The organism is Streptococcus pseudopneumoniae (genome assembly GCF_001070815.1).
GTDB lineage: Bacteria > Bacillota > Bacilli > Lactobacillales > Streptococcaceae > Streptococcus > Streptococcus pseudopneumoniae_P.
This window is the reverse complement of record NZ_JVLX01000071.1, coordinates 1-13,500: the sequence shown is the minus strand read 5'-3', so window position 1 is coordinate 13,500 and position 13,500 is coordinate 1. Positions and strand designations below refer to the sequence as shown.

The following is a 13,500-nucleotide window of genomic DNA, read 5'->3' as shown; positions in this document are numbered from 1 at the left end:
ATATATACGGCAAGGCGACGTTGACGTGGTTTGAATTTGATTTTCGAAGAGTATTAAATCTAGTTTTACTAGATTCACTGACTCTATCTATTTATTCGGAAAAGAAATGAAAAAAACCTGAGAATCATCTCAGGCTTGGTCATTAAATCTTTTTCTCAATACTGAAAAGTGGAGAAAGTGGGCGTTTTTCATGGATACGGACGATAGCATCTCCTAGGAGATGAGCGATTGAAATCTGCTCAATCTTATCAATCAAACGCTCTTCTGGCAGATAGATGGTATCCAAAACAACTAATTTCTTAATAGCTGATTTTTGGATATTGTCCATAGCAGGACCAGAAAGAACTGGGTGCGTACAGCTTGCATAGACTTCAACAGCACCAGCTTCCGCAAGGGCATCTGCCGCGTGACAAATCGTACCTGCCGTATCAATCATATCATCAATCAAGATACAAGTCTTGCCTTCGACCTTACCGATGATGTTCATGACTTCACTAGTATTCATCTTATCAACACTACGACGTTTATCAATAATAGCGATAGATGTTTTCAAAAATTCTGCCAACTTACGAGCACGAGTCACCCCTCCATGGTCTGGGCTGACAACCACATAGTCAGAACCAACCATGCCACGACGCTCAAAATAATCCGCAATCAGAGGAGCCCCCATTAAATGATCCACAGGAATATCAAAGAATCCTTGAATCTGCGCAGCATGTAAGTCGATGGTCAATAAACGATCCACTCCAGCTACTTCAAGCATATTTGCGACAAGTTTTGAAGTGATTGGCTCACGCGCTCTCGCCTTTCTATCCTGACGTGCATACCCATAGTAAGGCATAACAACATTGACAGATTCTGCACTCGCACGCTTCAAAGCATCTACCATAATCAAAATTTCAAGCAGATTGTCATTTACAGGCGAACTAGTTGATTGTAGGATAAAGACGTGTTTCCCACGGATTGATTCTTCGATGTTGACCTGAATCTCTCCATCTGAAAATTGGCGAACACTTGATTTCCCCAACTCTATCCCAATCTCCTGCGCCACACGTTCTGCCAATTCTTTATTAGAAGAAAGGGCAAACAGCTTTAAATCAGAAAAAGACATGATTTCCTCCGGTATATATGTATCGCTTGTGCTTTTCACAAGATTTTTCCATTTACCATTGTAGCGCTTTTTGCACTATTTTTCAATCAAAAATAAAAGAAGGGCAGCATATTTGTACCCTTGCATCATTCTTTTAAAAAATATTCTAGTTCATCAACTCATTGTGCTTCTCAACAAAACGATAAGCCTGATAAAAACCATAGAGAGTAATAGCCGTAACCACTGGAATCGCTAAAGGCAACTCTGTCTCCAATTCAACAAAAGGAGAGTTAAACAAGAAATGAGTTCCCAAGGCTAGACCTAGGAAAATAAGCCCCTGTTTCTTGCCAATCTTCTGCCCTTTATAGGCTCTGTAAAGCAAGTAAACACCTACTACAGCTAGACCTGAAAAAGTCCAGTGAGAGGCAATTCCTGAGATGATACGCTCTAAAATTCTCGAAATAGTAAAGTCAAAGCCCTCTGGCAAATCCGTACGAATGTAACCAATATCCTCAATCATTTGGAATCCCAAACCAGAAGCAATCCCCAGTAAAAACAAAGATTTTAATTTTCGCACAGGAATCAAAGCTAAAACAAAGATAAGTGGCAATAATTTCAAGGTTTCTTCTACCAAAGGAGCCACAATAGCACTTTCAAAGGCATTTAAAAATGCACTATCTGGGAAAAGAACCCCCAGTAAATCATGGATGTAGGTATTAGCAAAGCTAGAAAGCCAGCCTGAAAGGAACATTCCTCCTAATAAAGACAAGATCAAGGAGTTCTTTGGCAATTCCCATTTTTTCCCAATACGGAAAAGAAAATAAAGAGCCGGAATCATGTAAAAGAGAGCTAGAAAGATAGAAACTCCCATCAGTCCATATTCCGCACCTGACATCGAACCGTCCGTATAGTAGATAGTTTCATACTGCAAACCAATACATAGCAATAAGATAAAAATAAATAAAATACTGTTTTTCTTCATACACTTTCTTTCTAAATGAATTTTTTACAATTCTACGACTGTCATACTTCCTGTATCCACATCGTAAATGGCACCAGAGATAATGACATCGTCTGGTATTAGGGGAGAATCGATAAGGAGTTGCATATCCTCGCGTACACTTTCCTCTATATCTTGGAAGGGCAAAAAGTCCTGGTCTGACACATCGACACCTAGTTCCTCTTTTAAATACTCCTGAAAAGGACCATTTTCAAAAGTCTGAGCACCACAGTCTGTATGGTGCAACACCACAATCTCTCTTGTCCCCATCTGTTGCTGGGAAATAACTAGCGAACGAATCATGTCCTCGGTCACCCGACCACCTGCATTCCGCAAGATATGAGCATCCCCAAGTGCCAAGCCCAGAGCTTGCGCAACGTGCAAACGTGAGTCCATACAGGTCACAATAGCTACTCTGGTTTTGGGTTTAAGTGGCAGATTTAACTGCCCATGTAGGGCAACATAAGCCTGATTGGCTTGCATAAACTGTTCAAAATACGACACGATTCCCTCCTTGAAAATTTGATAGTCAAATATTTCTCCTATCTTATCATTTTTATGAGGATTTGTCACGGATTATGCAAAGACCTTTTTCAAAACTTCCTGAATCGTTGTCACCCCAATGACCTGTATTTCCTTGGGTGGAGTGATTCCTGTTAAGGAATTCTTAGGTACATAAATCTTGGTAAATCCCAGTTTAGCAGCTTCGTTGATGCGTTGTTCGATACGATTCACGCGCCGAATCTCCCCTGTCAAACCCAGCTCGCCTACAAAACATTCCTGAGGGTTGGTTGGCTTGTCTTTGTAACTAGAAGCAATGGCAACTGCAACCGCCAAGTCAATGGCAGGTTCATCCAATTTGACACCGCCAGCAGATTTGAGATAGGCATCCTGATTTTGCAAGAGAAGACCTGCCCGTTTTTCCAAAACAGCCATAATCAAACTCGCACGATTAAAATCAAGCCCTGTCGTCGTACGCTTGGCATTTCCAAACATAGTCGGTGTTACCAAAGCCTGCACTTCTGCAAGAATAGGACGCGTCCCTTCCATGGTCACAACGATTGACGAGCCAGTTGCTCCATCCAAACGCTCCTCTAGGAAAACCTGACTCGGATTGAGGACCTCAACCAAGCCACCTGACTGCATCTCAAAAATCCCAATCTCATTAGTGGAGCCAAAACGGTTTTTGACCGCTCTCAAGATACGGAAGGTGTGGTGACGCTCCCCTTCAAAGTAAAGCACCGTATCCACCATATGCTCCAACATACGAGGCCCAGCCAAGGTTCCTTCCTTGGTTACATGCCCTACGATAAAGATGGCGATGTTATTAGTCTTAGCTAGCTGCATCAGTTCAGCCGTCACCTCACGCACCTGAGAAACAGACCCCTGCACCCCTGAAATCTCAGGAGACATAATGGTCTGGATAGAGTCAATAATGAGGAAGTCTGGCTGGATGCGCTCCACCTCTGCTCGAACACTCTGCATATTGGTCTCTGCATAGAGATAAAACTCGCTATCAATATCACCCAAGCGCTCTGCACGTAGTTTAATCTGCTGAGCAGACTCCTCCCCACTAACGTAGAGAACTGTCCCCACTTGGGACAACTGGGTTGAAACTTGTAGGAGAAGGGTTGATTTCCCAATCCCAGGATCCCCACCGATGAGGACGAGACTTCCTGGTACCACTCCTCCTCCAAGTACACGGTTGAATTCCTCCATCTCTGTCTTGGTTCGATTGACATTGATGGAGGTCACTTCAGCCAGTTTCATGGGCTTGGTTTTCTCACCTGTCAAGGACACACGCGCATTCTTGACCTCGGCAACCTCAACCTCTTCTACAAAAGAAGACCAAGATCCACAGTTAGGGCAACGTCCCAGATATTTAGGGGAATTATACCCACAATTTTGACATACAAATGTCGCTTTTTTCTTTACGATGATAAACCTCTTTCTATACCTCTAACTCACACTCAATCACTTGGCAAAAATCAATCTTCTCATTTGGCACAAACTGGCGCATAAGCATATTGTGACTTACCACTATCACGGTCTGGTAATCTCGATACTTAGCCATGCATTCTAGGAAACGAGACTTCATCTCTTCAGCTGTCTCATATTGAATAGGACTATTAGGAAGCAACTCCCCCTTGTTTTCTAAAAACAGGCTTCTAGCTGTTTCAAAGTTTTCTATTCCAGTTCCATAGACCTGCCATTCATGTAATAAAGGCTCCACTCTCAAAGGAAGGCCCGTAGCACAGGCCACATAAGAAGCCGTTTCTAAAGCTCTTGTGACTGCAGAAGATATGATTAGTTCAGCTGAAGGGAGTAAAGGATTGGTGCTCAGTTTCTGGGCTTGCTGCCGTCCCTTATCAGACAAGGGTGCCAAATCTATACCAAATCCCGTATAAGAACGCTCCTCTAACTCACGATAATCTGGCTCCCCGTGACGTACAAAGATAATCTTCATCCTAGTGCCCAGTCGATCCAAATCCACCAGTTCGCACGCCATCAGCCACATCTCCATCTGCAATTAAGAAAGGAGCAAAGACAGCCTGGACCACACGTTCCCCAACTTCAAGAACAACCTCTTGGTCTGTGATATTCTTCATCTGAGCAAAAATATGCCCTTCATTCCCAGGATTTCCATAATAATCCCCATCAATGACCCCAACCGAGTTAATCAAGACCAGACCCTTCTTACGAGGATTTGAAGAACGATCATAGAGGTAGAGAACCTCAGTCGGCTGCATATAAGCCTTAACCCCTGTCGGGACGAGAACAATCTCTCCTGGCGCAATAACTGTGCGCACAGCAACCTTTAAGTCGTAACCAGCCGCATGCGCTGTCTCACGCTTGGGCAATAAATTTTCATCTGTAAAAGTAGAAACCAATTCAAAACCACGAATTTTCATCATCTTCTCTTTTCTATTATCATTTATTCTAGATTATTCTATCTTATTTATTCGGAAAAAGCACGAAAAAAAGAGCACACAATTCAAATCGCTTAGGGCTGCTGGATTCCTCCCCTGACCCGCTTCACGCAGAACTGTTGCTCCACTATTTATTATATCACATTCCTATTCATTTTAAAAGCAAAATTATTTTTTCCGTCTATTTCTAAAAAAATCCTGCATAATAGCTGCACATTCATCTTCCAAAATTCCCGTTTCAACCTCCACACGATGATTGAGACGCTCATCTGTCAAGATATCATACAAACTCCCAGCAGCGCCAAATTTCTGGTTTTTAGCCCCATAGACCACGTTTGGAATGCGGGCAAGTCCAATCGCCCCACTACACATGACACAAGGCTCAATGGTCACAAAAAGCGTGCAATCCAGCAAGCGCCAGCTCTCCTCACTTAGGTTCGCATTTTCTATAGCCATAATTTCCGCATGCATAACCGCTCGTTGCAACTCCTCACGCGCATTATGCCCACGACCAATGATTTCTCCATCCTTGACAATCACACAACCAATTGGAATTTCATCGTGTTCAAGAGCAATCTCAGCCTCTCTCAAAGCTTTCCTCATAAAGACTTCTTTTTCTTCAACTGTATAATTCATCAATTTCCCTTTTTCTACTTGTCAGTTTTATTATTATATCATGAATCTCAAGACAAAAAAAGCCACCGAATGCGGTGACTCTATAGGGAGATTATTATGAAAAAGAAAAGTTTAGGATATTTGTTACAACAAGTTAGGAGGTCTTCTTGTAACTGTCTATAGTATACCCGACCTATCTTAAACAAATCTTAAAAATCTCTTAGGACCAAACACTTTCTAAAATATTTGTTTGTTCACGACCAGGGCCTACTGAGAAAGTAGAAATACGAACGCCAACCAATTCACTCACACGACGAACGTAGTTACGCGCATTCTCAGGAAGATCTTCCAAATTACGAACGCCAGTGATATCTTCTGACCAACCTGGTAACTCTTCATAGATAGGCTTGCAACGTTTCAATTGCTCAAGACTAGCTGGATAGTAGTCAATACGTTGACCATCAAGATCATAGGCCACACAGATTTTCACAGTATCCAAACCGCTCAAAACATCGATAGAGTTCAATGAAAGGTTGGTGATACCAGAAACACGGCGGCTATGACGCATCACAACTGAGTCAAACCAACCCACACGGCGTGGACGACCAGTTGTTGTACCATATTCATGACCTACTTCACGGATACGTTCTCCCACTTCATCAAACAACTCAGTTGGGAAAGGACCGTCTCCTACACGACTGGTATAAGCCTTACATACACCTACAACCTTGTCAATCTTACTTGGACCAACACCAGAACCAATTGTCACACCACCAGCCACAGGGTTTGAAGAAGTAACAAATGGATAGGTACCTTGGTCGATATCTAGCATAACACCTTGTGCACCTTCAAAAAGCACACGTTTACCGTTATCAAGCGCATCATTCAAGATTACAGATGTATCTGTCACATATTTCTTGATTTGTTGACCATATTCGTAATACTCTTCAAAAATATCATCGAAAGCAATCGCTTTACTGTCATACAATTTTTCAAAAAGACGATTCTTCTCAGCAAGGTTACGTTCTAAACGCTCACGGAAAATATCTTTATCCAAAAGATCGGCAATACGAATCCCAACACGAGCAGCCTTGTCCATATAAGCTGGACCAATTCCCTTAATTGTCGTACCAATCTTATTGTCGCCCTTAGCTTCTTCTTGCAGACGATCCAACTCGATATGATAAGGCAAAATAACATGCGCTCTATCAGAAATACGCAAGTTATCAGTTGTCACACCCTCCTCATGAAGATAGCTCAACTCTTTTACAAGAGATTTAGGATTTACAACCATACCATTCCCAATAACAGAGATTTTTTCAGGGAAGAAAATCCCAGATGGAATCAAGTGCAATTTAAACTTCTTACCATCAATCACAATCGTGTGACCTGCATTATCACCACCTTGGTAACGCGCAATCACTTCTGCATTCGCTGAAAGGAAATCTGTAATCTTCCCTTTACCTTCATCACCCCATTGGGTACCTACAACAACAACTGAAGTCATAATCTTGTCTGAGCCCTCAGGCTCTTCCTTTCTCACATACATGGCAGGACTCTCACCTGCAATTATATCTTACAATTTATTATAAGAAAAAATCGCCTTTTTATCAAGAAGAAACAATAGAAAGATTTGCTATTTCCAACTATTAAAAAATGATTTAGAAAAATAACCAGCTATTTGTTATTATAATTCTATAAAAAAAGTAAATTTGTTCGGAAATTTTGTCAAACTATCTCAACAAGAAATAAATCCCTGATTCATTATCAATTTTTCAAGATACAAACGATAAGCAACACGATAATGGTAAACAATAAAATCTCTACGACACCCAATGCCATATCTCACTAAATAATAAATTAAAAATTTAAAATGAAAATGTTCCCAGTCCCAACTATCACCAAAGAAAGTAGCATACTCTTCTTCGAGACTGTCATAGAAATCTGTCATCTGATCATAAATACTTTGTAGCATAAATATATACTCCTTTACTTTTTATGACCTTATTCTAACAAAAAATTTTACACATTCACTATCAATTCCTGAATTGTTAAAATACCAACCTCAACAAGATAACAAATAGAAAAAATTGACAGAATAAGAACAAATATCTTACATCAAAAACAAACTATTAAATCCTTAAAAATAAAAAATTTCATATAAATGATTTACAAAAATTATCCTTTACGGTTACTATATTATAAATCATCCTGTGCATTGAATCTTTCTCAGTTTAAAATATAAAGTGATTGAATAGAAATGAAGCACTTAATAATTATTAAAAAGAAAAGCAACTATAATATTTGTCCTCTATGGGTATTATAGAACCTATTTTAGGGTAGAAAAAATTCCATAAGATTTATAACGAAAAAGCACCAAACCATCATTAGAAAGAATCATATGGAACAATTACACTTTATCACAAAATTACTAGAGCTTACAGACCCTAATTTCTAAATTATGGATATCATCAATAGGGGTACACATAAGGAAATCCTCGCTAAACTGAACTACGACACCCCATCTTGACCTGATTGCGTAAGTTAAGAGAGCGTTGTTTTAAGTGCTATCAGTGCTCGAAAATGATGGTGTCTGAAACTTCTATCGTCAATAAAAATATCTCGCATCTAATGAAGCGAGATAGATTATTAATTATATAACAAAAAAGAGGCCGAAACCTCCTTTAATTAACTACTCCGCCAGTAGGACTCGAACCTACGACATCATGATTAACAGTCATGCGCTACTACCAACTGAGCTATGGCGGATTAGAGCTAAGCGACTTCCATATCTCACAGGGGGCAACCCCCAACTACTTCCGGCGTTCTAGGGCTTAACTTCTGTGTTCGGCATGGGTACAGGTGTATCTCCTAGGCTATCGTCACTTAACTCTGAGTAATACCTACTCAAAATTGAATATCTATTCAAACCAAGAAAACCGTTCGCTTTCGTATTCTCAGTTACTTTGGATAAGTCCTCGAGCTATTAGTATTAGTCCGCTACATGTGTCGCCACACTTCCACTTCTAACCTATCTACCTGATCATCTCTCAGGGCTCTTACTGATATAAAATCATGGGAAATCTCATCTTGAGGTGGGTTTCACACTTAGATGCTTTCAGCGTTTATCCCTTCCCTACATAGCTACCCAGCGATGCCTTTGGCAAGACAACTGGTACACCAGCGGTAAGTCCACTCTGGTCCTCTCGTACTAGGAGCAGATCCTCTCAAATTTCCTACGCCCGCGACGGATAGGGACCGAACTGTCTCACGACGTTCTGAACCCAGCTCGCGTGCCGCTTTAATGGGCGAACAGCCCAACCCTTGGGACCGACTACAGCCCCAGGATGCGACGAGCCGACATCGAGGTGCCAAACCTCCCCGTCGATGTGAACTCTTGGGGGAGATAAGCCTGTTATCCCCAGGGTAGCTTTTATCCGTTGAGCGATGGCCCTTCCATACGGAACCACCGGATCACTAAGCCCGACTTTCGTCCCTGCTCGAGTTGTAGCTCTCGCAGTCAAGCTCCCTTATACCTTTACACTCTGCGAATGATTTCCAACCATTCTGAGGGAACCTTTGGGCGCCTCCGTTACCTTTTAGGAGGCGACCGCCCCAGTCAAACTGCCCGTCAGACACTGTCTCCGATAGGGATCACCTATCCGGGTTAGAGTGGCCATAACACAAGGGTAGTATCCCAACAACGTCTCCTTCGAAACTGGCGTCCCGATCTCATAGACTCCTACCTATCCTGTACATGTGGTACAGACACTCAATATCAAACTGCAGTAAAGCTCCATGGGGTCTTTCCGTCCTGTCGCGGGTAACCTGCATCTTCACAGGTACTAAAATTTCACCGAGTCTCTCGTTGAGACAGTGCCCAAATCATTACGCCTTTCGTGCGGGTCGGAACTTACCCGACAAGGAATTTCGCTACCTTAGGACCGTTATAGTTACGGCCGCCGTTTACTGGGGCTTCAATTCATACCTTCGCTTACGCTAAGCACTCCTCTTAACCTTCCAGCACCGGGCAGGCGTCACCCCCTATACATCATCTTACGATTTAGCAGAGAGCTGTGTTTTTGATAAACAGTTGCTTGGGCCTATTCACTGCGGCTGACGTAAAGTCAGCACCCCTTCTCCCGAAGTTACGGGGTCATTTTGCCGAGTTCCTTAACGAGAGTTCTCTCGCTCACCTGAGGCTACTCGCCTCGACTACCTGTGTCGGTTTGCGGTACGGGTAGAGTATGTTTAACGCTAGAAGCTTTTCTTGGCAGTGTGACGTCACTAACTTCGCTACTAAACTTCGCTCCCCATCACAGCTCAATGTTATAGAACTAAGCATTTGACTCAATTCACACCTCACTGCTTAGACAGACACTTCCAATCGTCTGCTTTAGTTAGCCTACTGCGTCCCTCCATCACTACATACTCTAGTACAGGAATATCAACCTGTTGTCCATCGGATACACCTTTCGGTCTCTCCTTAGGTCCCGACTAACCCAGGGCGGACGAGCCTTCCCCTGGAAACCTTAGTCTTACGGTGGACAGGATTCTCACCTGTCTTTCGCTACTCATACCGGCATTCTCACTTCTATGCGTTCCAGCGCTCCTCACGGTACACCTTCTTCACACATAGAACGCTCTCCTACCATACCTATAAAGGTATCCACAGCTTCGGTAAATTGTTTTAGCCCCGGTACATTTTCGGCGCAGGGTCACTCGACTAGTGAGCTATTACGCACTCTTTGAATGAATAGCTGCTTCTAAGCTAACATCCTAGTTGTCTGTGCAACCCCACATCCTTTTCCACTTAACAATTATTTTGGGACCTTAGCTGGTGGTCTGGGCTGTTTCCCTTTCGACTACGGATCTTAGCACTCGCAGTCTGACTGCCGACCATAATTCATTGGCATTCGGAGTTTATCTGAGATTGGTAATCCGGGATGGACCCCTCACCCAAACAGTGCTCTACCTCCAAGAATCTCTAATGTCGACGCTAGCCCTAAAGCTATTTCGGAGAGAACCAGCTATCTCCAAGTTCGTTTGGAATTTCTCCGCTACCCACAAGTCATCCAAGCACTTTTCAACGTGCCCTGGTTCGGTCCTCCAGTGCGTCTTACCGCACCTTCAACCTGCTCATGGGTAGGTCACATGGTTTCGGGTCTACGTCATGATACTAATCCGCCCTATTCAGACTCGGTTTCCCTACGGCTCCGTCTCTTCAACTTAACCTCGCATCATAACGTAACTCGCCGGTTCATTCTACAAAAGGCACGCTCTCACCCATTAACGGGCTCGAACTTGTTGTAGGCACACGGTTTCAGGTTCTATTTCACTCCCCTCCCGGGGTGCTTTTCACCTTTCCCTCACGGTACTGGTTCACTATCGGTCACTAGGGAGTATTTAGGGTTGGGAGATGGTCCTCCCAGATTCCGACGGGATTTCACGTGTCCCGCCGTACTCAGGATACTGCTAGGTACAAAGACTATTTTAAATACGAGGCTATTACTCTCTTTGGCTGATCTTCCCAAATCATTCTTCTATAATCTTTGAGTCCACATTGCAGTCCTACAACCCCGAAGAGTAAACTCTTCGGTTTGCCCTTCTGCCGTTTCGCTCGCCGCTACTAAGGCAATCGCTTTTGCTTTCTCTTCCTGCAGCTACTTAGATGTTTCAGTTCACTGCGTCTTCCTCCTCACATCCTTAACAGATGCGGGTAACAGGTAGTACCTGTTGGGTTCCCCCATTCGGAAATCCCTGGATCATCGCTTACTTACAGCTACCCAAGGCATATCGTCGTTTGTCACGTCCTTCTTCGGCTCCTAGTGCCAAGGCATCCACCGTGCGCCCTTATTAACTTAACCTTATTTTCTGACCTTTCAGTCATAAACTCTTATTAATACTACAGCGTTTTCGGTTTATTTTCTTGTTACTATTTGATATAGATATTCAATTTTCAATGTGCATTACTTGGTGATCTCTCACCAATGGAGCCTAGCGGGATCGAACCGCTGACCTCCTGCGTGCAAAGCAGGCGCTCTCCCAGCTGAGCTAAGGCCCCACAAGACCTCTCAAGACTAAACAAGACCAATGCGCAGTTCCTTATCCTTAGAAAGGAGGTGATCCAGCCGCACCTTCCGATACGGCTACCTTGTTACGACTTCACCCCAATCATCTATCCCACCTTAGGCGGCTGGCTCCTAAAAGGTTACCTCACCGACTTCGGGTGTTACAAACTCTCGTGGTGTGACGGGCGGTGTGTACAAGGCCCGGGAACGTATTCACCGCGGCGTGCTGATCCGCGATTACTAGCGATTCCGACTTCATGTAGGCGAGTTGCAGCCTACAATCCGAACTGAGACTGGCTTTAAGAGATTAGCTTGCCGTCACCGGCTTGCGACTCGTTGTACCAGCCATTGTAGCACGTGTGTAGCCCAGGTCATAAGGGGCATGATGATTTGACGTCATCCCCACCTTCCTCCGGTTTATTACCGGCAGTCTCGCTAGAGTGCCCAACTGAATGATGGCAACTAACAATAGGGGTTGCGCTCGTTGCGGGACTTAACCCAACATCTCACGACACGAGCTGACGACAACCATGCACCACCTGTCACCTCTGTCCCGAAGGAAAACTCTATCTCTAGAGCGGTCAGAGGGATGTCAAGACCTGGTAAGGTTCTTCGCGTTGCTTCGAATTAAACCACATGCTCCACCGCTTGTGCGGGCCCCCGTCAATTCCTTTGAGTTTCAACCTTGCGGTCGTACTCCCCAGGCGGAGTGCTTAATGCGTTAGCTGCGGCACTAAACCCCGGAAAGGGTCTAACACCTAGCACTCATCGTTTACGGCGTGGACTACCAGGGTATCTAATCCTGTTTGCTCCCCACGCTTTCGAGCCTCAGCGTCAGTTACAAGCCAGAGAGCCGCTTTCGCCACCGGTGTTCCTCCATATATCTACGCATTTCACCGCTACACATGGAATTCCACTCTCCCCTCTTGCACTCAAGTTAAACAGTTTCCAAAGCGTACTATGGTTAAGCCACAGCCTTTAACTTCAGACTTATCTAACCGCCTGCGCTCGCTTTACGCCCAATAAATCCGGACAACGCTCGGGACCTACGTATTACCGCGGCTGCTGGCACGTAGTTAGCCGTCCCTTTCTGGTAAGATACCGTCACAGTGTGAACTTTCCACTCTCACACTCGTTCTTCTCTTACAACAGAGCTTTACGATCCGAAAACCTTCTTCACTCACGCGGCGTTGCTCGGTCAGACTTCCGTCCATTGCCGAAGATTCCCTACTGCTGCCTCCCGTAGGAGTCTGGGCCGTGTCTCAGTCCCAGTGTGGCCGATCACCCTCTCAGGTCGGCTATGTATCGTCGCCTTGGTGAGCCGTTACCCCACCAACTAGCTAATACAACGCAGGTCCATCTGGTAGTGATGCAATTGCACCTTTTAAGCAAATGTCATGCAACATCTACTCTTATGCGGTATTAGCTATCGTTTCCAATAGTTATCCCCCGCTACCAGGCAGGTTACCTACGCGTTACTCACCCGTTCGCAACTCATCCAGAGAAGCAAGCTCCTCTTTCAGCGTTCTACTTGCATGTATTAGGCACGCCGCCAGCGTTCGTCCTGAGCCAGGATCAAACTCTCATTAAAAGTTTGAGTTCTCACTCATTTCTGTCACTGACAGATTTATTGTTTTTTCATTGTTCAGTACTACAACCTTAGTTGTAGTGCCCTGCACATTGGTTCGTCTTGTTCAGTTTTCAAAGGTCTTTGTCACTTGCTTCTCTCAAGTGACAACTATATTAGTATATCACAGTCGCTTTCGCTTGTCAACACTTTTTTGAAACTTTTTT

9 protein-coding genes, 2 tRNA genes, 3 rRNA genes, 1 other RNA gene and 1 pseudogene are annotated in these 13,500 nt (G+C 43.9%); 1 reads left to right on the top strand and 15 read right to left on the bottom strand.

Annotated features, from left to right (window positions below; translation table 11 throughout):
* Window positions 1–142: 142 nt before the first annotated feature.
* From ADG81_RS08970 to comW, 10 genes are all read right to left on the bottom strand, one after another.
* Complete coding sequence (locus tag ADG81_RS08970; RefSeq protein ID WP_000010158.1) at window positions 143–1,111, bottom strand: ribose-phosphate diphosphokinase; 969 nt, start codon at window positions 1,109–1,111, stop codon at window positions 143–145.
* 145 nt (window positions 1,112–1,256) lie between these two features.
* Window positions 1,257–2,072, bottom strand: coding sequence for a PrsW family intramembrane metalloprotease (locus ADG81_RS08965; RefSeq protein ID WP_000742255.1), 816 nt, complete (start codon window positions 2,070–2,072; stop codon window positions 1,257–1,259).
* A 24-nt stretch (window positions 2,073–2,096) separates the two neighbouring features.
* Window positions 2,097–2,594: a beta-class carbonic anhydrase gene (locus ADG81_RS08960; protein WP_004240973.1), complete on the bottom strand. Its 498-nt coding sequence runs from the start codon at window positions 2,592–2,594 to the stop codon at window positions 2,097–2,099.
* Between the two features lie 72 nt (window positions 2,595–2,666).
* On the bottom strand, window positions 2,667–4,031 hold the full coding sequence (radA, locus tag ADG81_RS08955) for a DNA repair protein RadA (protein WP_303660011.1): 1,365 nt from the start codon (window positions 4,029–4,031) through the stop codon (window positions 2,667–2,669).
* Between the two features lie 10 nt (window positions 4,032–4,041).
* The gene (locus ADG81_RS08950; RefSeq protein ID WP_004240969.1) at window positions 4,042–4,599 is read right to left on the bottom strand and encodes a histidine phosphatase family protein; all 558 of its coding nucleotides are present in this window, start codon (window positions 4,597–4,599) and stop codon (window positions 4,042–4,044) included.
* Window positions 4,559–5,002, bottom strand: coding sequence for a dUTP diphosphatase (locus tag ADG81_RS08945; RefSeq protein ID WP_000702003.1), 444 nt, complete (start codon window positions 5,000–5,002; stop codon window positions 4,559–4,561). Before ADG81_RS08945 ends, ADG81_RS08950 begins: the two co-directional genes overlap by 41 nt.
* Before the next feature lie 56 nt (window positions 5,003–5,058).
* Window positions 5,059–5,156, bottom strand: an RNA gene (gene ffs, locus ADG81_RS09160) — signal recognition particle sRNA small type.
* A 32-nt stretch (window positions 5,157–5,188) separates the two neighbouring features.
* Window positions 5,189–5,656 (bottom strand): tRNA adenosine(34) deaminase TadA, encoded by a 468-nt coding sequence (gene tadA / locus ADG81_RS08940; RefSeq protein ID WP_001110116.1) that lies wholly within the window; start codon window positions 5,654–5,656, stop codon window positions 5,189–5,191.
* A 199-nt stretch (window positions 5,657–5,855) separates the two neighbouring features.
* The gene (locus ADG81_RS08935; RefSeq protein WP_001832534.1) at window positions 5,856–7,142 is read right to left on the bottom strand and encodes an adenylosuccinate synthase; all 1,287 of its coding nucleotides are present in this window, start codon (window positions 7,140–7,142) and stop codon (window positions 5,856–5,858) included.
* 231 nt (window positions 7,143–7,373) lie between these two features.
* The gene (comW, locus tag ADG81_RS08930; RefSeq protein ID WP_000941925.1) at window positions 7,374–7,610 is read right to left on the bottom strand and encodes a sigma(X)-activator ComW; all 237 of its coding nucleotides are present in this window, start codon (window positions 7,608–7,610) and stop codon (window positions 7,374–7,376) included.
* Between the two features lie 486 nt (window positions 7,611–8,096).
* On the opposite strand from comW, the pseudogene ADG81_RS09625 reads away from it, so the two are divergent.
* A pseudogene (locus ADG81_RS09625) lies at window positions 8,097–8,254 on the top strand (ISL3 family transposase); the annotation flags it as partial.
* Window positions 8,255–8,330: 76 nt separating this feature from the next.
* On the opposite strand, the gene ADG81_RS08925 reads toward ADG81_RS09625, so the two are convergent.
* The 5 genes from ADG81_RS08925 to ADG81_RS08905 all read right to left on the bottom strand — a co-directional run bounded on the left by ADG81_RS08925 (window position 8,331) and on the right by ADG81_RS08905 (window position 13,297).
* Window positions 8,331–8,404 (bottom strand) — tRNA-Asn (locus ADG81_RS08925).
* A 5-nt stretch (window positions 8,405–8,409) separates the two neighbouring features.
* Window positions 8,410–8,525: ribosomal RNA gene (gene rrf, locus ADG81_RS08920) — 5S ribosomal RNA — on the bottom strand.
* Window positions 8,526–8,601: 76 nt separating this feature from the next.
* Window positions 8,602–11,502 (bottom strand): 23S ribosomal RNA (locus ADG81_RS08915).
* Between the two features lie 124 nt (window positions 11,503–11,626).
* Window positions 11,627–11,699: transfer RNA gene (locus ADG81_RS08910), tRNA-Ala, on the bottom strand.
* Window positions 11,700–11,750: 51 nt separating this feature from the next.
* A 16S ribosomal RNA gene (locus ADG81_RS08905) occupies window positions 11,751–13,297 on the bottom strand.
* The 16S, 23S and 5S rRNA genes sit together here with 2 tRNA genes alongside, the layout of an rRNA operon.
* Window positions 13,298–13,500 lie beyond the last annotated feature (203 nt).